21 protein-coding genes are annotated in these 19,318 nt (G+C 64.7%); 11 read left to right on the top strand and 10 right to left on the bottom strand.

The features are described 5' to 3' along the window. Window positions 1-11: 11 nt before the first annotated feature. The 5 genes from AOT83_RS03265 to AOT83_RS03245 all read right to left on the bottom strand — a co-directional run bounded on the left by AOT83_RS03265 (window position 12) and on the right by AOT83_RS03245 (window position 5,388). Window positions 12-1,904: an alkyl sulfatase dimerization domain-containing protein gene (locus tag AOT83_RS03265; protein WP_057963872.1), complete on the bottom strand. Its 1,893-nt coding sequence runs from the start codon at window positions 1,902-1,904 to the stop codon at window positions 12-14. Window positions 1,905-1,998: 94 nt separating this feature from the next. Next, entirely contained in the window at window positions 1,999-2,388 is a 390-nt protein-coding gene (locus AOT83_RS03260; protein WP_030094763.1) for a nitroreductase family deazaflavin-dependent oxidoreductase, read from the bottom strand. A gap of 47 nt (window positions 2,389-2,435) precedes the next feature. Next, window positions 2,436-2,816: a VOC family protein gene (locus AOT83_RS03255; protein ID WP_057963871.1), complete on the bottom strand. Its 381-nt coding sequence runs from the start codon at window positions 2,814-2,816 to the stop codon at window positions 2,436-2,438. A 9-nt stretch (window positions 2,817-2,825) separates the two neighbouring features. Then, window positions 2,826-4,730 (bottom strand): translational GTPase TypA, encoded by a 1,905-nt coding sequence (gene typA, locus AOT83_RS03250; protein WP_046252884.1) that lies wholly within the window; start codon window positions 4,728-4,730, stop codon window positions 2,826-2,828. A 262-nt stretch (window positions 4,731-4,992) separates the two neighbouring features. After that, complete coding sequence (locus tag AOT83_RS03245; RefSeq protein ID WP_057963870.1) at window positions 4,993-5,388, bottom strand: (deoxy)nucleoside triphosphate pyrophosphohydrolase; 396 nt, start codon at window positions 5,386-5,388, stop codon at window positions 4,993-4,995. 26 nt (window positions 5,389-5,414) lie between these two features. On the opposite strand from AOT83_RS03245, the gene AOT83_RS03240 reads away from it, so the two are divergent. Then, window positions 5,415-5,699: a 4a-hydroxytetrahydrobiopterin dehydratase gene (locus AOT83_RS03240; RefSeq protein WP_057963869.1), complete on the top strand. Its 285-nt coding sequence runs from the start codon at window positions 5,415-5,417 to the stop codon at window positions 5,697-5,699. Window positions 5,700-5,827: 128 nt separating this feature from the next. On the opposite strand, the gene purU is transcribed toward AOT83_RS03240, so the two are convergent. Genes purU through AOT83_RS03225 form a run of 3 tightly spaced genes read right to left on the bottom strand, consistent with a single transcriptional unit; the run spans window position 5,828 to window position 8,795 of the window. Then, window positions 5,828-6,727 (bottom strand): formyltetrahydrofolate deformylase, encoded by a 900-nt coding sequence (purU, locus tag AOT83_RS03235; protein ID WP_030094758.1) that lies wholly within the window; start codon window positions 6,725-6,727, stop codon window positions 5,828-5,830. 12 nt (window positions 6,728-6,739) lie between these two features. Beyond that, window positions 6,740-7,546: an SDR family oxidoreductase gene (locus AOT83_RS03230; RefSeq protein WP_030094757.1), complete on the bottom strand. Its 807-nt coding sequence runs from the start codon at window positions 7,544-7,546 to the stop codon at window positions 6,740-6,742. Between the two features lie 10 nt (window positions 7,547-7,556). Next, the gene (locus AOT83_RS03225) at window positions 7,557-8,795 is read right to left on the bottom strand and encodes a mannosyltransferase (RefSeq protein WP_044104265.1); all 1,239 of its coding nucleotides are present in this window, start codon (window positions 8,793-8,795) and stop codon (window positions 7,557-7,559) included. A gap of 141 nt (window positions 8,796-8,936) precedes the next feature. Between AOT83_RS03225 and AOT83_RS03220 the strand changes: the two genes are divergently transcribed. Next, window positions 8,937-9,587 (top strand): hypothetical protein, encoded by a 651-nt coding sequence (locus AOT83_RS03220; protein ID WP_030094755.1) that lies wholly within the window; start codon window positions 8,937-8,939, stop codon window positions 9,585-9,587. Window positions 9,588-9,616: 29 nt separating this feature from the next. On the opposite strand, the gene AOT83_RS03215 is transcribed toward AOT83_RS03220, so the two are convergent. After that, entirely contained in the window at window positions 9,617-10,192 is a 576-nt protein-coding gene (locus AOT83_RS03215; protein ID WP_198530412.1) for an HhH-GPD-type base excision DNA repair protein, read from the bottom strand. Between the two features lie 116 nt (window positions 10,193-10,308). Between AOT83_RS03215 and AOT83_RS03210 the strand changes: the two genes are divergently transcribed. From AOT83_RS03210 to AOT83_RS03175, 8 genes are all read left to right on the top strand, one after another. Continuing rightward, on the top strand, window positions 10,309-10,602 hold the full coding sequence (locus AOT83_RS03210) for a hypothetical protein (protein WP_057963867.1): 294 nt from the start codon (window positions 10,309-10,311) through the stop codon (window positions 10,600-10,602). Then, the gene (locus AOT83_RS03205) at window positions 10,599-11,627 is read left to right on the top strand and encodes a hypothetical protein (RefSeq protein WP_030094752.1); all 1,029 of its coding nucleotides are present in this window, start codon (window positions 10,599-10,601) and stop codon (window positions 11,625-11,627) included. The genes AOT83_RS03210 and AOT83_RS03205 overlap by 4 nt, the downstream gene beginning before the upstream one ends. Before the next feature lie 123 nt (window positions 11,628-11,750). Continuing rightward, window positions 11,751-12,083, top strand: coding sequence for a DUF485 domain-containing protein (locus tag AOT83_RS03200; protein WP_109394769.1), 333 nt, complete (start codon window positions 11,751-11,753; stop codon window positions 12,081-12,083). Then, window positions 12,080-13,714: a cation acetate symporter gene (locus tag AOT83_RS03195; RefSeq protein ID WP_057963866.1), complete on the top strand. Its 1,635-nt coding sequence runs from the start codon at window positions 12,080-12,082 to the stop codon at window positions 13,712-13,714. The genes AOT83_RS03200 and AOT83_RS03195 overlap by 4 nt, the downstream gene beginning before the upstream one ends. Before the next feature lie 44 nt (window positions 13,715-13,758). Next, window positions 13,759-14,967: an MFS transporter gene (locus AOT83_RS03190; protein WP_057963865.1), complete on the top strand. Its 1,209-nt coding sequence runs from the start codon at window positions 13,759-13,761 to the stop codon at window positions 14,965-14,967. 281 nt (window positions 14,968-15,248) lie between these two features. After that, the gene (locus AOT83_RS03185) at window positions 15,249-15,638 is read left to right on the top strand and encodes a hypothetical protein (protein WP_030094748.1); all 390 of its coding nucleotides are present in this window, start codon (window positions 15,249-15,251) and stop codon (window positions 15,636-15,638) included. A gap of 190 nt (window positions 15,639-15,828) precedes the next feature. Beyond that, window positions 15,829-16,815, top strand: coding sequence for an NADP-dependent oxidoreductase (locus AOT83_RS03180; protein ID WP_044104261.1), 987 nt, complete (start codon window positions 15,829-15,831; stop codon window positions 16,813-16,815). A gap of 110 nt (window positions 16,816-16,925) precedes the next feature. Beyond that, window positions 16,926-18,227 (top strand): acyltransferase, encoded by a 1,302-nt coding sequence (locus AOT83_RS03175; protein WP_030094746.1) that lies wholly within the window; start codon window positions 16,926-16,928, stop codon window positions 18,225-18,227. On the opposite strand, the gene AOT83_RS03170 is transcribed toward AOT83_RS03175, so the two are convergent. Continuing rightward, window positions 18,224-18,409, bottom strand: coding sequence for a DUF5302 domain-containing protein (locus tag AOT83_RS03170; RefSeq protein ID WP_030094745.1), 186 nt, complete (start codon window positions 18,407-18,409; stop codon window positions 18,224-18,226). The genes AOT83_RS03175 and AOT83_RS03170 overlap by 4 nt on opposite strands. 60 nt (window positions 18,410-18,469) lie before the next feature. Between AOT83_RS03170 and AOT83_RS03165 the strand changes: the two genes are divergently transcribed. Next, a complete protein-coding gene (locus tag AOT83_RS03165; protein WP_030094744.1) occupies window positions 18,470-19,318 on the top strand; it encodes a class I SAM-dependent methyltransferase in 849 nt (282 codons plus the stop codon).

Below are 19,318 nucleotides of genomic sequence, written 5' to 3'. Positions count from 1 at the left end.
GCGGCAACCGGTCAGGGGGTCACGATCGCAAAGTTGGGATCGGGCTGATCGAGCACGACAACCAGCCGCGCGAATCCGGTCACGTCGCCGTCCACGGTGATCTCGCCCGAAGCGACAAGCTGCGCCGGGTCCGTGCCATCCAGCAGAACCTTGATGAGGATCGGCCGGGTAAGAGTGAAGGTCACGTCGGGCTCACTGATGTCCGCGGGCCGGTCATAGTGCACCAGCACGCCGTTGCGCAGCTCCACACGGTGCACGCGATCCTCGTCGATGAAACGCCAATCGCTGACGAAGTGTTCATCCCAGGCCTTCGGGCCATTGATGCGCAGCGAGAGCGCGTCGAAGACCTGATCCACCGTCAGCGCCGCCACTACCGAGGGCGAACCGACTGTGATGGGAGTCCCGACGTTGCCATGAGACAGTTCGTAGGCGCCCATCAGATAGAAATTGCGCCAGGTGGCGTTCTCAGATCCGTAACCCAGTTGCCGAAAACAGCTGGCCTGCAACGCCTTGGCCGCTTCGTTGGCCGGATCGGCGAAGATCACATAGTTGACCACCTGGGCCACCCATCGATAGTCGCCCTCCTCAAAGGCAATGCGCGCCTTACGTAGTACCTCCTCGGCGCCACCCATGAACTCGACGTGCCGCTGCGCGTTCGCGACCGGTGGATGCTCCCAGAGGTGCGCCGGATTGCCGTCGAACCAGCCCATGTAGCGCTGGTAGATCGCCTTGACGTTGTGGCTGACCGACCCGTAGTAGCCGCGCGCATGCCACGCGTTGGCAAGGGCCGGGGGAAGCTGCAGCGACTCGGCGATCTCGGAGCCCACCAGCCCCTGGTTGAGCTGGCGCAGCGTCTGATCATGTAAGTAGGCATATAAATCTCGCTGCAGGGCAAGGTATTCCACCAGAAGTTCGGTCCCCCAGGTGGGCCAATGGTGCGAGGCGAACACCACATCGGAAGCGCGCGCGTACAGGTTGATGGCCTCGGTGATGTACCGCGCCCACACGTGCGGATCGCGGACCAGTGCGCCGCGCAGGGTTAGCAGATTGTGCAGGGTGTGCGTGGCATTCTCGGCCATACAGAGCGCGCGGCGCTGCGGGAAGTGGAAATTCATCTCCGCGGGCGCCTCGGTGCCCGGCGTGAGCTGGAAGACCATGCGCACTCCGTCAATGGTCTCTTCCTGCCCGGTATGGGTGATGTCGAGAGTCGGCGGAATCAGCGTGACGGTGCCGATGGAATTGGTTTGGCCCAGGCCGGAGCCCACCTGCCCCAGTGGCCCCCGCGGCAGCACGGCACCGTACATGTACACGGCCCGGCGCGTCATCGCGGTTCCCGCATACACGTTCTCGGCCACCGCATGTTCCAGGAATCCCGCCGGGGCCAGGACTGGGCAGTGACCCGACGCGACATCCTCCGCGCTCACCACCCCCAGCGCGCCCCCGAAATGGTCGGCGTGGGAATGGGTGTAGATCAGCCCGGTCACCGGGCGATCGCCCCGATGACTCCGGTAGAGCGCCAATGCGGCAGCGGCGGTTTCCGCGGACACCAGCGGGTCGATCACGATGACCCCGCGCTCCCCCTCGACGAGCGTCATGTTGGAGATGTCCAGGCCGCGTACTTGGTAGATGCCCTCGGTGACGAGGTACAGCCCCTGCCTGATGTTCAGGCCGCACTGCCGCCACAGGCTCGGGTGCACCGATGCCGGGCAGCTGTCACGCAAGAAGCCGTAGGAGTCGTTGTCCCACACTGTTTTTCCGGAAGCATCGGTGACGATGCCCGGTTCCAGGGCCGCGATGAATCCCCTGTCGGCGTCGTCCTGGTCCGCGGTGTTGGCGAACGGAAGTTCCTGCGCCGCCGCCACGTTCTGTTCGATGATGCGCAATGCGGGCTGGGTCTGCTCCATATCGCGATAGTACCCACAGGACCCCTCGAGCGATCGCGAAAGCCGTTATCCCTCAAACGAGTTCATTGAGCCAGGGCAACCGCCGTTACCAAAGTCAGTCGAGGTCGACCCGAACGGTCAATAGTTCGGTGCCCACGGCACGGACCACTGCGCTATTTGCCGTCGGCAGCTGCTGCAGCCGCGCGCGGGCGTCATCCTCAGGAAGCAGGTGCGCGGTGCCGGTGCGCCATTGGTCGCGGATTCTCAGCCGCACCGCCGGGTTGGCCTTGATGTTGCGCACATAGTCGGAGTGATCGCCATGTTCGGAGACCAACCAGAACTGGTCACCGACGAGGCGCCCGCCGATCGCGGTGTGACGCGGCTGTCCGGATTTGCGGCCTGTGGTTTCCAGCATCACGACCGGCAGTTTTCGTCCCACCGGGTTGACGAGATACCGCTGTGCGTTGTGAACCACGAGGCGCTTGATGGAGTTGAAATCAACCACGCCATGCAGTCTGCTCCCATTCCGGCGGCGATGCGAGACAGCGAGCCTCAAAGCTCCTTGAGGCGAGCTTTGAGCAGGCAGAACTCGTTGCCTTCGGGGTCGGCCAAGACATGCCATTGCTCCTGGCCGGTCTGACCGATGTCGGCCGGACGTGCGCCGAGCTTCAGCAGGCGGTCGAGCTCGGCGTCCTGATCGCGGTCGGTGGGGTTGACGTCGATATGCAGCCGCGATTTCCCGGAGCGCGGTTCAGCACTGAAACTCAGGAACAGCGTCGGCTGCGGGCCGCCGAACCCCTCGCGGGGCCCGATCTCCAGCGAGCCGTCTTCCTCACGACTCAGCACGACGAAGTCCAGAACCTCGCACCAGAACCGTGCCAGCGCCTCCGGGTCGCGACAATCGAGCACGAGCTCGCTGATACGACAGGCCATCGGCCAAACCTAGCTGTTGTTGGCAGCTGCCTTCGCGCGTGAGCGATTGCGCGCCCGGGTGTTGGCATCCAGGTCAACCTTGCGCACGCGCACGATTTCCGGGGTCACCTCGACACATTCGTCGGCCGCGCAGAACTCCATGGCCTGCTCGAGGTCGAGCTCGATGGGCCGTGCCAGGGTCTCCATGACATCGGCGGTCGACGAGCGCATGTTCGTCAGCTTCTTCTCGCGGGTGACGTTGACGTCAAGATCCTCGGCACGCGGGTTGATCCCTACGACCTGGCCCTCGTAGGTGTCCTCACCCGGCTCCACGAAGAACTGCCCGCGGTCGGCCAGCTGGATCATCGCGAATGGGGTGATGCTGCCGGTCCGGTCGGACACGAGCGATCCGGTGTGCCGCGCGCGGATCTCGCCCGCCCACGGGCGGTAACCCTCGAAGACGGCGTTCGCGATGCCGGTGCCGCGGGTCAGCGTCAGGAAGTCGGTGCGGAATCCGATCAGGCCACGCGACGGCACGATGAAGTCCATGCGGACCCATCCCGCGGCATGGTTGGCCATCTCCTCCATGCGGCCCTTGCGGGCGGCCATCAGCTGGGTGATGGCACCCACGAATTCCTCGGGACAGTCGATGGTCATGGCCTCGAACGGCTCGTGCAGCTTGCCGTCGATCTGCCGGGTGACCACCTGGGGCTTGCCGACGGTCAGTTCGAAGCCCTCACGGCGCATCTGTTCGACGAGGATGGCCAGCGCCAGCTCCCCACGGCCCTGCACCTCCCAGGCGTCCGGACGGCCGATGTCGACGACCTTGATGGACACGTTGCCGACGAGCTCCGAGTCCAGCCGCGACTTGACCATGCGTGCGGTCAGCTTGTGCCCCGACACCTTGCCGGCCAGCGGCGAGCTGTTGGTGCCGATGGTCACCGAGATGGCGGGCTCATCGACGGTGATGCGCGGCAGCGCGTGCGCGTGATCGGGGTCGGCGAGCGTGTCGCCGATCATGATCTCCGACATACCCGCGACGGCGACGATGTCACCGGCGACCGCCTCTTCGGTGGGGCTGCGGTCGACACCCTCGGTGGCGAGCAGCTCGGTGATCTTCGCGTTGGTGATGACGGGGTGGCCATCTACTTCGCGCATCCAGGCGATCTGCTGACCCTTGCGGATCCGTCCGTTGTAGATGCGGATCAGCGCGAGCCGGCCCAGGAACGCCGAAGCATCCAGGTTGGTGACGAGGGCCTGCAGCGGCGCCTCGGGGTCACCCTTGGGCGGCGGGATGTGCTCGAGCAGGACATCGAAGAGCGGGTCGAGGTTCTCGCCGTCCGGGTTCTCCCCGTTCGGGGGCTCGGTGGTGCTGGCGATGCCGGCGCGGCCCGATGCGTACAGCGTGGGCAGATCGAGCGCCTTCTCCGCGGCCGCCTGTGCTTCCTCATCGAGGTCAGAGGCCACATCGAGCAGCAGGTCGTGGCTCTCCTCGACCACCTCGGCGATGCGCGCATCGGGCCGGTCGGTCTTGTTGACGACGAGGATCACCGGCAGGTGCGCGGAGAGTGCCTTGCGCAGCACGAACCGGGTCTGTGGGAGGGGCCCCTCGGAGGCGTCCACCAGCAGCAGCACTCCGTCGACCATCGACAGGCCGCGCTCCACCTCGCCGCCGAAGTCGGCGTGGCCGGGGGTGTCGATGACGTTGATGACCGTCATGGAGCCATCCGCATGGTGCCGGTGCACCGCGGTGTTCTTGGCCAGGATGGTGATGCCCTTTTCCTTCTCCAGATCACCGGAGTCCATCAGGCGCTCGACGGCGTCATCACCTCGGTGCGTGAGCGCACCCGATTGTTTGAGCATCGCGTCGACCAGGGTTGTCTTGCCGTGGTCGACGTGCGCAACAATGGCTACGTTCCGGAAACTGTGGGTCACGTCTGCCAATTCTGGCAGTGAGGACCCCTGTTCACGAAACTGGCGTTATCACGTGTGACGCCCGACATAGACACAAACACAGCCCAAGACACATTTAGACCCAGAAGTAGGACCCTCAGTGAAGGCCAGCAAGGTCGCACGACTCAAGCCCAAGAAGAAGTGCTGTAAGAGCAAACCACGCTGTATGAAGTGCCCTCTTGTGGTGCACAAGATGCAGAAAGCCGAGCAGCACGGGCTCTCCGACAAGGAGCTCAAGAAGGTGCTACACCGGGCGCGGGCCCACTAGCGCCGCCCGCAGCGCGGGGATCCACCCCGCGTCAGCGGCGACCCACTCCACCGTGTCGAGTTCGTCGGCGGTGACCCAGCGCAGGGCCAGATGCTCATGCGGGTGCGGGATGCCGCCGTCGCGCAAGCGTGCGCGATAGGCACGCAGCACCAGATTCCCGACGACGACGTCCTCGCCGATGCGGGTGTCAACCTCGACCTCAATCCCGAGTTCCTCGCGTAGCTCCCGGGCAAGTGCCTGTGGCTCCGATTCGCCCTCGGCGACCTTGCCGCCCGGGAGCTCCCACTGCCCGGCCAACTCGGCAGGTTTGGATCGCTGCGCGATAAGCAGCTTGTCGCCATCGATTACCGCACCCGCGACCACTATCGCCATGGTGGTCGACGCTATACGTTGAGTTGATGGCCCTGCTCACCGATGACCAGATCAACGCAGCGCTCGCCGAGCTTCCCGGGTGGGCCCGCGAGGGCGACTCCCTGCGCCGCACGGTCAAGTTCGACGCCTTTCTCGACGGAATCGACGCGGTACGCCGCATCGCCGAGCACGCGGAAGCCGCCGATCACCACCCCGATATCGATATCCGATGGCGCACCGTGACATTCGTGCTGTCCACGCATTCCGAAGGTGGTATCACCGACAAGGATCTGGCGCTGGCCGAAACCATCGACTCACAGACCGGCCGCTAGGTCCATGCCACATCAGCCCTGCCCGCGTCTATGCGACAAACGTGTTACCGGCTCTGCACTGCCCTAGTTGTCGCATAGACGCGGGCAACAGGACCGTGGATGCCGAGGAACTCGGGCGCTGCGGACTTTTACAAGATCGCGGTGACGTTGCCGTGTCGCATGACCCGGTCCTCGCAGTGCCAGGCAACCGCACGCGACAGCACCAGGCGTTCCACATCGGAACCGAGCCGCACCAGGTCTTCCACGGTGTGCGTGTGGTCGACCCGGATCACGTCCTGCTCGATGATCGGGCCCTCGTCCAGCTCCGCTGTCACGTAATGCGCTGTGGCACCGATCATTTTCACGCCGCGTTCCCGTGCACGGCGATACGGCATGGCGCCGGTGAACGCGGGGAGGAATGAATGGTGGATGTTGATCAGCGGGCAACTGATCTCGTTGAGAAATTCCGGCGACAGGATCTGCATGTATCGAGCCAGGACCACCAGGTCGACGTTTCCCTGCAGCAGGTCCAGCTGCTTGCGTTCGGCTTCGGCGCGGTTCTCGCGAGTTGCCGGGATATGCACGAAGGGCAGCCCAAACGAGCGCACCTGATCGGCAAGGTCGGGGTGGTTGGAGATCACCATCACGATCGACATGTCGAGCTCGCCGCGACGGTTGCGCCACAGCAGGTCCAGTAGGCAGTGATCTGTACGCGACACCATGATCGCGACTCTCTTGGGCTTGGCGGCCTCACTGAATCGGTACTGGATGTCGAATTCTTCAGCGATGGAAGCGAATCGCTTCTCCATGTCTTCGCGTGCGGCGCTGAGCCCGGAACGGTGAAAGACGGTGCGCTGCATGAACCAGCCACCCTGCGGTTCCGTCGAGTACTGCGCCAGCGAGATGATGCTCGCGCCTGCCTCGGCCAGGAACGCGCTGACGGCGGCGACCACGCCGATCCGGTCGGGGCATTGCAGCAGCAGCCTGCCGATGTCCTTGGAGTGGAAGGCATCCGACGAGCCCGTGGGGTGGACCCCTTGGGGGGATATGGGAAACATGCCCTACCCCACCTTCAGTCCGTGCATGCGCGCTAAGAACTTCAGGAACAGCCGGGCGGGCAGTAGCCGCTGCGCGGCCATGATGAGCGGGGCGTTACTGCCCTTGGCGTACAGAGGCTTCGGGTTCGGATTCAGCGCCACGTCCACAACCAGGCGGGCCAGGTCCTCGGTGGCCATGCCGTGTTGTTCCCGCGCGGCCATGGCCGCGTCGACCGTCTGGAATGCTTCGCGGTAGGCGGATCCCTCGGCCACGATGCGATTTCGCCGCGTCTCGATCCCCGTGGCGATGACGCCGGGTTCCACGGTGCTTACCGTGATCCCGAACGGCGCGACCTCGTACCGCAGGCAGTCGGCCACGGTGTGCAATGCCGATTTAGCCGAGCTGTAGGTCGACCGAAAGGGCACGTGCAAGGTGCCTGCCATCGACCCCACCATCACGATGGCGCCGCGGCGCCGTTCTCGCATCCCGGGTAGCACCGCTTTGGTAAGCGCCACGGGCCCAAAAACATTGGTGGTATACAGCTTCTCGAAGTCATCGATGGAGATGTCTTCCAGCGCGCCGATCTGACTTTCTCCGGCGTTGTTGACCAGGATGTCCACCTCGCCCGCCTGCGCGACACATTCGGCGATGCTGGCCTTGTCGGTTTGGTCCAGCCGCAGATACTGCACCCCGGCGATGCGGTCGGTGATGGTGTCCGGATTACGGCTGGTACCGAAGACGCGGTGCCCGCGCTCGACGAAGATCCGGGCCGCGCTCGCGCCGATCCCGCTGGAGGCGCCGGTGACCAGGACGGTCCAATGTTCAGACATGACCGCAACGCTAGCCGGTGGGCGAAACCTCCCGATTCCAAGCCCGTGACCTGATCCCCGCCACCGCCATCCAGGTCAACGTCGCCATTGCCGCCACAATGTCCACCAGCCCGGCCCATGCCAACGGCCAGGGCCGGTCGATGCGCCAGATGTCCGGTTGGGCGAAACTGAGCAGCCAGGGCACCCCGACCAGTAACAGCACCAACCATCCGTACCCAAAGATCTTCGCGCCCAGTTTTTCTCGCCAGGGCCCGTGGAGTAGCCACACCATGAACGGAACCATCCACACCCAATGGTGGGTCCACGAGATGGGCGAGATGAGCAGACCGAACATCTGCACCACGCAGATCCGCCCCAACCTGTCGTCCACGGCCCGCCAGGCGAAAAAGGCCAGTACCGCTGTCGCCAGGTATGCCACCAGCACCAGTGCTCCCGAGCCCGCGTCGTGGCCGAGAATCCTGGAGATCCCGCCCCGCCAGGACTGGTTGAACACGGTGGCGATCGGCCCGATCCGGTCCGGCTTACCCAACAGATCGGTGAAGTAGTAGCGCCCCTGCTCCCCGACGATCGCGATGCCCACCAGCACGGTCAGCACAAAGACCACCGCGGCCCAGATCGCGGTCGCCCAGCGGCGCGCACCCAGGAAGTAGAGGCCGGAGACCAAAGGAGTCAGCTTCACCCCGCCTGCGAGTCCCACCAGCGTTCCGGAGATCCACCACCGCGACGACGTCACTGCCAGCAAGATCAGCAGCATCAACAACACATTGATTTGCCCGTAGTCCAGGGTCGAACGCACCGGTTCGGTCCACATGGTCACGGCCGTCCACACGGCGGCCCCACGCGCGTCGTCGAATCCGAGTAACCGCTGACTCAGCCGGACCACCGCGTAGAGCGCGGCGATGGTGCCCAGGATCCAGCACACCCCGAGCAGAGTGAACGGAAGCAGGTGCAGCGGCCAGAACACCACGGCCGCAAAGGGCGGATAGGTGAAGGGCAGCGGAAAGTCCGGCGTCTTGTCCGGGTAGGTGAACTCGTAGAGATTGCCGTGGCCCAGAGTTGCCGGACCGCTGACGTACACATGCAGGTCCACAAGGTCGGCACCGTGCGGCGTTAGGTACGCCCAGGCGAGGCGCACCGCAACACTCAGCGCCAACAGCCACGGACCCCATTCGCGGACACGCCGCCACGCCGACACGCCGCGTGTCGAAACCTGGGGCTCGGCATTCGCCCTGGTCGGCTCTGTTCTCATCGGGGCTTCGATAACCTCGCTCACTCGTTTTGGTAACGGTTCCATCTACGCCACACGCGTCACTTGAGTAACACGCGTAACGGATTACCTTGGCGTTTAACACCAGTAATCACGTCTAGCGAAACAGCATTGGAGTTCAATATGTCACGGATCACCAACGTCTTCATGGGCGCGTCGATCGCGGCCTTCGCGTCGGCCGGCCTGGCGCTGGGCCTGGCGTCGACCGCCAGCGCTGACCCCATCCCCGCCCCGGGGCCGAACCCGACCAACCCCGCCGCGATCCTGGGCCAGGCAGCTTCGGGCTTCGGTAACGCACCCGCCGCCGCACCGGTTGCTCCCGCGGCACCCGCCGCCATCGCCGCACCGGCCGCACCGGCGCTGCCCGCCGTCGCTCCCGCAGCACCGGCTGCTCAGGTTCCGGGCCTGGCTCCCGCCGCACCGGCCGCTCAGGTTCCGGGCCTGGCGCCCGCCGCACCTGCGCTGCCGCCGGCCGCTCAGGCACTGACGCCGGCAGCCGCCCAGGCGCTGTCCCCCGCGTCTGTTCCCGCAACCAGCAGCGTGCCCGGCGTTTCGCAGATCCCCGGCGCAGACGGTGTCACCCAGACCGTTGATCTGTGGGCCACCAACCTGCCCAAGCTGCTGCCTGCCGGAGTGCAGCAGACGCTGATTCCGCCGGCCCTGGTCAACGGAATCCCAGCAGCCGCAGCGGCTCCCGTCGCCGGGCTGCCCGCCGCGACCGCTCCCGGTGTTGGGGTGGTCCCGTCGGCACCGCTGTTCGCGGCGCTGCCGTAGTTCACGACACAAGCGAGGCGGTCAGGGCTTTATGCCTTGGCCGCCTTTGCTTTTGCCGCGGCCTTCATTTCTTTCTTGTGGGCGCGCACCAGCCCCAGCGACTCGCCGTCGACAACATCCGCAACCGACAGATGGGTGTCCTTCTCGCCATAATTTCCGGCGGCCTTGCGCCAATCCTTCGGCTGGACCCCGTATTGCTTGCCGAGCAGCGCCACAAAGATCTTGGCCTTCTGCTCACCGAAACCAGGCAGCGCCTTGAGCCGCTTGAGCAGCTCGGCCCCGTTCGGATCGCCGGTCTTCCAGATGTTCTCGGCGCGGCCGTTGTACTCATCAACGATCTCCTGCGCGAGCACCTGGACGCGCTTGGCCATCGAGCCGGGGAAGCGATGGATCGCGGGCCGTTCGGAACATAAGGCCACAAACTTGTCGGGGTCATATTCCGCAATCTGGTGCGCGTCGATACCGCCGATCCGGTCGGCGATCTTCTTCGGCCCGGCGAACGCCACTTCCATCGGGATCTGTTGATCGAGGAGCATGGCGATCAGAAGCGCTAGCGGATTCTCCTCCAGCAACTCATCGGCGGCCGGATCTTGCGCAAGCTGCAATTTCGCCAATGTGACATTCCTTCCTTCTGAACTTTGACAACGCCAGCGGTGCTACGCTACGGCAACTTGGGCGACCAAGATCACAGTGTTCGGGGAGGCTGCCGCTGTCAGGCCAATTGGACGTTGATCTAGAGGCGTTGCGCAAGCTGTCGCCGGAATTACGAGAACAGGCCCACAAACTGTGCAGCCGGGCCGACAACCCCACGAGGGTCGAAGCGGGGGATGCTCCATCGCTGACTGCCGTCAGACGACTGGTCACCGAAGTCATCCCCGAGCTACAGCGCATGTTCGCGGCGCGCTGCGTCAACATGGCTGACTTGTCCGAGCAAGCACAGACCCGGTTCGGGGATACCGAAGAGTACGTGCGCCAAACCATCCTTTCGGCCGCGTCCCTGTCGAGGCCGCAATGAAGTCGGATTACTCGGCCAGACGGTTGTTGACCAACCATCCCGAACAGTCGATCGTGCCGTTGCGCCTGGCGATGCTGACCGCCACCGAGCTGCAACATCGCGCCCAGGACTACAAACATTCGGTCGACATGCCCGGCGGCCTTCCGTGGGACGGTGAAACCGCGCGCGCGGTCCAGGACACCGCGGCCAGTGACGAGAAGACGATCTACCTGGCCACCCAGGTGCTGCTCGATGACGCCCCGAAAGCCTTGGTCACCTTGGAGTTCCAGTCGATTGAGTACCGCCGCGAGGCGGTCGACCTGTACAACGAGGCCAGCGACCACGGCTACACCGTGGCCGAGGACCTCACCGTCAGCTGGAACATGCAGCCCGATGCCAGCGCGGAGGTCATCGAGAAGGCAAACCAAAGCGCCGCCAAGTTCACGCGGATGATGCGCAAGGCCTACGACAAGTGGTGGGCCGCCGAACTGGAAGCCCAGCAGCAGATCGACGCCATTTGCGATGAGTTGGCAGCCTCGTTCAACCCCTTCTGCGGGCTGACTCCCGCACAGGGAAATCGAGACGGGGAGCATTTTCAGGCGGACAGCCAGCGCGATCAGAGCGTGCTGAGCAGGGTCAACGCGGCATCACTCTTGGATGATCGGCAGCTCAAAGATCTCGCCGCGGGTAAGAGCGTCACCATCCCGTCCAACCAGCTGCAGTATCTGTACGAGTTCGCGCAGTCTTTCGACGGGAAGTCCGCCACCGAGATCGCCGCGATCAAAGCTGCGCTGCCCGAGGAATCCCGCGACGCGATGACGCGGGCATTCGAGTTGGTCTCCAACAACCAGGTCAAGTCCGGCGTGCCCTTCACCGATGGCGCCCTGAAGAACTTCATCCCCGACGTCGGCTCCGAGCCGCGCCTGCCCGACGGCATCGTCAGCGAAACGATCCACCTGCCTCCGGTCGAACCGACCGATGCCGAGAAGTTCTTGCGCGCGGTCAACCAGCAGTACGGGGACGAATCGGTACACCGGAGCGTGTGAGCGGTCGCTCCCGCAGCCGGTCAGGTGAACACCTGACAAACCAGCGCCAGAAACCCCGCCGCTGTGACTCAGCTCTCATTACGCTCTCCCAGCACCCTTACAGGTACCCATAAGGAGCCAGCGTTGACCGCGATCGATCCGACCGAGCTCTCCACCGAACGAGCCCTGCAAATCCAGAGCAGCCCGGAGTTTCAGGAGCTTCGGAAGACATTGCGCCGCTTTGTTTTTCCCATGACGGCATTCTTTCTCGGATGGTACGGCCTGTACCTGGTGCTGGGCGCGTTCGCCCATGACTTCATGGCGATCAAACTCGTCGGCAACATCAACGTGGGACTCGTGCTGGGCCTTGGCCAGTTCCTCACGACCTTCGTCATCACCGGCCTCTACGTCAGATTCGCCAACCGCGAGCTGGACCCGAAGGCCGCGGCCATCCGCGCCGAGGTGGAACAGGCATGAGCACCATATCGACGCGGGCGGCCGAATCCGTCGGCAATCCGGCCACCAACATCGCGATCTTCACCGTCTTCGTCGCCGCCACCCTCTACCTCGTCATCCGGGCCAGCGGCAGCAACAAGACCGCAGAGGGCTTCTTCACCGGCGGCCGCGCCTTCTCCGGCCCACAGAACGGGATCGCCATCGCCGGCGACTACCTTTCCGCCGCGAGCTTTCTCGGAATCGCCGGGGCCATCGCGGTGTACGGCTATGACGGCTTCCTGTACTCCATCGGATTCCTGGTGGCGTGGCTGGTGGCCCTGCTTCTCGTGGCCGAATTACTGCGCAACACAGGCAAGTTCACCATGGCCGATGTGCTGAGCTTCCGGCTCAGGCAGCGCCCAGTGCGCCTGGCGGCGGCCACGTCCACTCTGACGGTGTCACTGTTCTACCTACTCGCGCAGATGGCAGGTGCCGGAGGCCTGGTGGCACTCCTGCTCAACATTCACAGCCGATGGGGCCAATCGATTGTGATCGGCGTGGTTGGCGTACTCATGATCGTCTACGTCCTGGTGGGCGGGATGAAGGGCACCACCTGGGTGCAGATCATCAAGGCGGTCTTGCTGATCAGCGGCGCCGCACTCATGACGGCTGCGGTGTTCGCCAAATTCGGTTTCAACTTCTCCGACATCCTCGGCGCGGCGCAGCACGCCGTCTCCGACAGCCACACCAAAGGTGTTGCGTCCCGCGATGTTCTAGCTCCGGGCGCCCAGTACGGCGGCTCCCTGACATCGAAGATCAACTTCCTGTCGCTCGGACTCGCGCTGGTCCTGGGCACCGCCGGTCTCCCCCACGTCTTGATGCGCTTCTACACCGTGCCCACCGCCAAGGAGGCGCGGCGTTCGGTGGTGTGGGCGATCGGACTGATTGGCGCCTTCTATCTGTTCACACTGGCGCTGGGTTACGGCGCTGCGGCGCTCGTCGGACCCGATCGCATCCTGGCGGCAGCGGGCGGGCAGAACTCGGCCGCACCGCTGTTGGCCTTCGAGCTCGGCGGCGTGATCCTGCTGGCGGTCATCTCGGCGGTGGCCTTCGCCACGATTCTCGCGGTGGTGGCCGGGCTGACGATCACCGCCTCGGCCTCCTTCGCACATGACATCTACGCCTCGGTCATCAAGGGCCACAACGTCTCTGAAGCAGAGCAGGTCCGGGTGTCGCGGATCACCGCAGTGGTGCTGGGTGTCATCGCGATCGGGCTCGGCATCCTGGCCAACGGGCAGAACGTCGCGTTCCTGGTGGCGCTTGCCTTCGCGGTCGCGGCGGCCGCCAATCTGCCGACCATCGTGTACTCGCTGTACTGGGCGCGGTTCAACACCCGCGGCGCGCTGTGGAGCATGTACGGCGGCCTGATCTCCACCATCGTGCTCATTGTCTTCTCCCCCGCCGTCTCCGGCGCCAAAACCGCGATGATCCCGGGGGCCGACTTCGCCTGGTTCCCGCTCGCCAATCCGGGCATCGTGTCGATTCCACTGGCCTTCCTGCTGGGCATCATCGGGACGCTCACCTCCAGCGACAAGGGCGATCCCGGGTTGAACGCCGAGATGGAGGTGCGCTCTCTGACGGGCATCGGCGCGGAGAAAGCGATTGCCCATTAATCGTGGCGGAATGAGACAGGCCCGCCCGTGACTTACATTGGGTTGTGATTGCTCGCTTGCGCCACTCGGCCGCGTTCATCCTGCTGGCGTTCAGCTTCTCGGCAGTCATGATCGGCACCACAATGCCGACTCCCATGTACGCGTTGTACTCGCAGCAGATGCATTTTTCCGTGCTCACCACCACGGTCGTCTATGCCACCTATGCCGCAGGCGTGCTGTTCGCGCTGCTGATGTTCGGCGGCTGGTCCGATGTTCTCGGCCGTCGTCCGCTGTTGCTGACCGGTGCCGGGTTCGCCATCCTCAGCTCGGTCATCTTCCTGTTCGTCGACTCGGTTCCGCTGCTGCTGGTCGCGCGCATCGTCTCGGGACTGTCCGCAGGGTTTTTCACCGGTGCCGCTACCGTCGCCGTCATCGAGGCAGCACCCGAGCAATGGCGGGGACGAGCCGCCGCCGTGGCCACCATCGCCAACACCGGCGGCCTTGGATTGGGCCCCTTGGTGGCCGGTGTTCTCGTTCAGTACGCGCCCTGGCCCACACATCTGGCCTTCATCGTTCATATCGGACTTGTGTCGATCGCCGTGGTCGCCCTGCTGCTGGCACCCGAGACCGCACCGCGGCACGGAAAACTTGGTGTGCAACGCCTTTCGCTGCCTCCCGAGGTCCGGGTGACATTCGCGGCAGCGGCGACGGCGGGGTTCGCGGGATTCGCGGCGCTCGGATCCTTCACGGCGGTGGCACCCGGGTTCCTGTCCGGGGTACTCGGCATCGACAACCACGCGGTGGCCGGGGCAAGCGTCTTCCTGACGTTCGGATCTTCTTGTGTGGCACAGATTCTCGTCCGGCAGATACCGGCCGCCAAGGCACTGATCCTTGGCTGCGCAATCCTGCTGACCGGGATGCTGCTCGTTGTGGTGGCCCTGCATACTTCGTCACTGCCCTGGTACCTGGCCAGCGCCGTCGTGGTGGGCATCGGACAGGGCATCAGCTTCAGCCGCGGACTCGCCTCCATCGCCGACCGGACCCCCGAGGACAACCGCGCCGAAGTGACCTCCAGCTACTTCGTGGTCGCCTATGTGGGAATCGCCCTGCCGGTCATCGGCGAGGGCCTGGCCGCCCAAGCATGGGGACTGCGCACCGCGGGCGTCACGTTCGCACTCGCCGTGGCCGCCCTGGCCGCGCTGTGCCTGATCGCCGTCATCTGGCAAGAGCGCCCGCGCCGGGTGAAACCGGACGCACCGGTGAGCACCGGCTAATCAAGATCTGTTGCCCCCACACCCCATGACCACAGCTGTACTGCCGAAAAGGTTGGTAGCACAGCACAGTTCGCACACCCCCGCCTAGACACTCGGATCAGAAACCGTTCATCCGATAGGGGTTGTCCAGGCTCTGGATCGGCGCTAAGTTGTCGGCGACCCCCGCCTACTTCGGGGTCATTACCGGTCTTTTCAGAAGGAGTCGATGGGTCGTGCCTGAAGTCGTGCCGGATGACGGCGAAGCCCCAGTCATTGTCAGCCTCGTCGATGCGGCGGTGCACATGTACGCCTCCGCGATCGACACCCTGCCCGAACCCAGCGACGCCGAGTACGGCGAACGCGTCGCCGTCGTGCTGAGCGGACTGCGCAAGCTTGAGGGCGCGATCTCGAAGGCCGCCGGCCGCAGCCGCGTGACGCCCTCGGTGATCGTCGCGCTGAGCGGGGTGCGCCATCGCTACGACGATCTGATGAAGGATGCAGCAAACAGCCCCAGCGCGACGCTGGGCCAGCGTCTGTACACCGCACGTCGGCGCGCCCGGCTCACCGCACAGGAAACCGCCAATGGCGCAGGCCTCAAGGTCGGCTTCCTGACGGCGGTCGAGTCCGAGGAGCAGGTCACCGAGGACGAGGCCGCCAAGATCAAGGACCTCATCGCCGCGCTCGGCGGCTAGTCCTACGCGGCGGGCCGAGAGCCAACTCAGCGTCTGACAAATCCGTCTTTCCCATACTGGCCGAAAACGCTAGGCCTGTCTTCTATTAGCCAAGTGTGGCTGATCAGGGAATGCGCGCCGCACCCATGGCGTTGCAGCTCCCGCCTCAACACGGGGCGCGTAAAGGTCTTGGTATAGAAGGGTTTATGCGATGCGGGCAGTTGGCTTCACTGATTTTGGCGGTCCAGAGGTGATGAAAGTTTTGGAGCTGCCCGAGCCGCATGCGGGGCCAGGCGAGGTGAGACTCCGAGTCGTCGCAGCTGATGTGAACCCGTCCGACACCTTGGCCAGGGAAGGGTTAACGAGAGTCGAAGAGCAGGGCGAAGATTGGTTTCCGTATTCGGACGCCTACATCGTGGGATGGGATGCTGCTGGTTTCATCGACGAAGTGGGGCCAGGAGCGGAGAGGCTCTCCGTTGGTGAGCCGGCGATCGCGATAACGAGACCTTCGGGAAAGCTCGGAGGCCAGGCCGAATACGTCGTAGTACCAGCGGCGTCAGTGGCACCAGTCCCCACGGACGCAGACCTGATCGCCTGGTCCACGCTATTGATGAACGCCCTCACTGCTCGCCTCAGTCTCGACAAACTGAACCTTGGCCCGGGAGCAACGGTGGCGGTGACGGGAGCGGCAGGCGCCGTGGGCGGCTATGCCGTGCAGATCGCCAAAGCGCGAGGCCTCACTGTGATCGCCGATGCCGCCGACAAAGATCGGGAGCTTGTCCGCTCCTTCGGGGCCGACCACCTTGTGCCACGTGGGGACGCTTTCGCCGCAGACATCCGTGCGATCGTCCCGAACGGTGCAGACGGTGTCGTCGACTCTGCGTTGCTTAACGAGAAAGCCCTGGGCGCGGTCCGGGACGGCGGGAGCATCGCTTCCTTGCGCCCCTATGAAGGCTCGACCGAGCGCGGCGTGCAATGGACCACCGCCTTCGTGAATAGGCATATGTATGAAACCGCCGCGATTGATGCACTACGTGATATGGCCGCGGCGGGGATCTTGAGCTTGCGTGTCGGAATGACCTTTACCCCTGAGCAGGCCGCGCTCGCGCACCAGACATTGGCCAAAGGCGGTTTGAGGGGCAGGCCTGTGCTCGTCTTCGATGAAAATTATCCCAATCCCCATAACAAGGCTGCGTAAGTCAACAGTCGATTCACCCGTAGCCCTACGTCGAAGACAGGGGAAACTACCTAGCGCGATCGCGTAGCGACGCGCTGTGTCGGCGATCGGCACTCGGCGACGCTAGGTGCATGACGATGACTCTGGGCCTGCCCACCGCCGATGAGGTGGGCGCCGCCACGGCGGCAACGCGCGACCGCGCACTTGACGTGATCCGGATCGTGTCGCTGGTCGGCGTGGTCCTCGGGCACACCGTCATGGCGGTGAGCGCCATCGACAATGGTGTGTTGCTGTGGGGCAACCTGCTCAACGGCCGCCCCGTTTTCCAGGCACTCACCTGGGTTTTCCAGATCATGCCGCTGTTCTTCTTCGCCGGGGTTGCCGCGAGCGTGGGCTCCTGGAAGCCCGGAACCAGCTGGGGATCCTGGCTCATGCATCGCTGCACCCGCCTGTACCGCCCGGTGTTCTACTACCTGGGCTTCTGGGCGGTGGCGCTGCTGATTCTCCGGCAGATCCTGCCGCTGCACGTGTACGAGCCGGTCGCGGGGGTAAGCACCCAGCTCCTGTGGTTCCTGGGCGCCTACGTGCTGGTGCTAGCGGCGATTCCGCTGCTTGCCCGCATCACGACCACGCGGAGCATGCTCGGCGCGCTGGCCGGGATCTATCTGGGTATCGCGGCAGTTGACGTGTTGCGGCTGGGGCTGGGGGCTCCCGCCGGCATCGGATACGTGAACTTCGTGGTGTGGCTGCTGCCGGCGGTTTTAGGCGTGGGGTACCGCCGGCAGCTGATCACCCAGAAGGCGGCGCTGATGCTCGCCGCAGCCGTTTTCGCGATCAACATCGCGCTGGTGACGTTCGGCCCGTACACCATCAGCCTGGTCGGGGTGGCCGGCCAGAAGGTGCCGAACATGATCCCGCCGTCGCTGGTGTTGGCCGGGCACGCGATCGTCCTGTCGGCGTTGGCCATCGCGGCGATGCCTGCCATCAATCGGTGGGCTCAGCGTCCACGGGTCTGGTGGGCCGTGGCCATCGGCAACTCTGGCGCGATGACGCTGTACCTCTGGCACATGCCCGCGCTGCTGGGCATGCACCTGGTGTTCGATTTCCTGGGATTCCCCCGATACGACACCACGGCAACGAATTTCGTCTTCTTGTCAGTGCTGCAGGTGGTGACGATGGTCATCCTGGTGACGGGCCTCTTCCTGGCCCTGCGACCGCTGGAGAACAACCCCTTGCCCGGCTGGGACGGCGGCTACGTGGCGCATCCCGGTCTGCGCAGCGCGGCCGTCGGGATAGCGCTGATGGCCGCCGGCGGGTTCACCCTGGCGTCAGTGGTGTGGGGGCTCAAGGGCTTTGGTCTCGTGTGCTGGGTGGTGGTGCTGGCCGGGCTGATCATCGCCCGGTCACTGGCCAGCCAGAGACGAGAGGCTTAACCGCTCTTCCGGCGGAATTCGCGATGCGAGCCGGCCCGGCCATGTGCATGGGTCGGCTTGCTTGCGGTGTCCTTGTGGTCGGCGGCGGCGTTGGCCTTGTTGTTCTTGCGGTCAAGGGCCTCGCGGAACTTGCGCTTGGCATCATCCGCGGCCGAGTCTCCGCCCGCCTTCGATTCGGTCATACCGGTCAGCCTAACCAAGGGGCAGTCCTATCGTCGCCCCATTTCACTAGCATCAGCGTCATGACCGAGTCTGATGCTCTTCGCCCACGTGGCTCATCGAGGATCAGCGGAGACAGCCTGGAGGGCGTCTCGGCTACCACCCTGTGGACTCTGCACAATCGCGGAACCGAAGCCAAGCGGCCGGACGGTGTGATCAAGGATCCGCTGGCCGCTGAACTCTTCGATGCCATCGAGTACGACTACCGCAAGTTCGGGCGCCCGTCACAGTCTCACGGGCTGCGGGCGCTGGCCTTCGACACACAGGCACGTGTGTATCTCGCGACGCATCCCCGGGCGGCGATCGTCGCACTCGCCGAGGGCCTACAGACCAGCTTCTGGCGCCTCGGCGGTGCGGAATCGGCAGCCCAATTCACTTGGTATTCAGTCGATCTGCCACCGGTAATGGAACTGCGCACGAAATTACTGCCCGAGAACCAGCGGATCGTCGGGCTGGCGCAGTCGGCCCTGGACTTGAGTTGGATGGATCGGGTCGACGCCTCAGAGGGCGCGTTCATCACGGCCGAGGGCCTACTCATGTACCTGCAGCCGGAGGAATCTCTCGGGCTGATCGAAGCCTGCGCCAAGCGTTTTCCCGGTGGCCAGATGATGTTCGACAGCATCCCGCACTGGTTCAGCAGGCGCACCCTGCAAGGGCTCAAGTTGTCGGACCGCTATGTGGCCCCGCCCATGCCGTTCGCGCTGACACCCGACGAAGGCGAGGCACTCTCCTCAGTTCCGGGAGTGGTGGCCGCCGTCGACATACCGCTGCAGCCCGGCCGTGGCCTCTGGAAGTTCGTCAACGCCAAGCGCCTTGATCGTGGATTTCTGCGCCGGACACGTCCCTCCATGACGCTGCTGCAGTTCGGGTAA

Origin of the sequence: Mycobacteroides sp. H001 (genome assembly GCF_001440005.1) — a bacterium.
GTDB classification, from domain to species: Bacteria; Actinomycetota; Actinomycetes; order Mycobacteriales; family Mycobacteriaceae; genus Mycobacterium; species Mycobacterium gwanakae.
The sequence above is the reverse complement of the archived record's forward strand: the minus strand, read 5'-3'. Positions and strand labels throughout refer to the sequence as shown.

Bases quoted from the DNA above. Each gene is read 5' to 3' on its own strand.
- AOT83_RS03220 (WP_030094755.1), top strand. From the start codon at position 8,937: ATGTCACGGATCACCAACGTCTTCATGGGCGCGTCGATCGCGGCCTTC.
- AOT83_RS03265 (WP_057963872.1), bottom strand. From the start codon at position 1,904: ATGGAGCAGACCCAGCCCGCATTGCGCATCATCGAACAGAACGTGGCG.
- AOT83_RS03205 (WP_030094752.1), top strand. From the start codon at position 10,599: ATGAAGTCGGATTACTCGGCCAGACGGTTGTTGACCAACCATCCCGAA.
- AOT83_RS03180 (WP_044104261.1), top strand. From the start codon at position 15,829: ATGCGGGCAGTTGGCTTCACTGATTTTGGCGGTCCAGAGGTGATGAAA.
- AOT83_RS03230 (WP_030094757.1), bottom strand. From the start codon at position 7,546: ATGTCTGAACATTGGACCGTCCTGGTCACCGGCGCCTCCAGCGGGATC.
- AOT83_RS03185 (WP_030094748.1), top strand. From the start codon at position 15,249: ATGTACGCCTCCGCGATCGACACCCTGCCCGAACCCAGCGACGCCGAG.
- AOT83_RS03170 (WP_030094745.1), bottom strand. From the start codon at position 18,409: ATGACCGAATCGAAGGCGGGCGGAGACTCGGCCGCGGATGATGCCAAG.
- AOT83_RS03240 (WP_057963869.1), top strand. From the start codon at position 5,415: ATGGCCCTGCTCACCGATGACCAGATCAACGCAGCGCTCGCCGAGCTT.
- AOT83_RS03255 (WP_057963871.1), bottom strand. From the start codon at position 2,816: ATGGCCTGTCGTATCAGCGAGCTCGTGCTCGATTGTCGCGACCCGGAG.
- AOT83_RS03165 (WP_030094744.1), top strand. From the start codon at position 18,470: ATGACCGAGTCTGATGCTCTTCGCCCACGTGGCTCATCGAGGATCAGC.
- AOT83_RS03175 (WP_030094746.1), top strand. From the start codon at position 16,926: ATGACGATGACTCTGGGCCTGCCCACCGCCGATGAGGTGGGCGCCGCC.
- AOT83_RS03245 (WP_057963870.1), bottom strand. From the start codon at position 5,388: ATGGCGATAGTGGTCGCGGGTGCGGTAATCGATGGCGACAAGCTGCTT.
- AOT83_RS03225 (WP_044104265.1), bottom strand. From the start codon at position 8,795: ATGAGAACAGAGCCGACCAGGGCGAATGCCGAGCCCCAGGTTTCGACA.
- AOT83_RS03195 (WP_057963866.1), top strand. From the start codon at position 12,080: ATGAGCACCATATCGACGCGGGCGGCCGAATCCGTCGGCAATCCGGCC.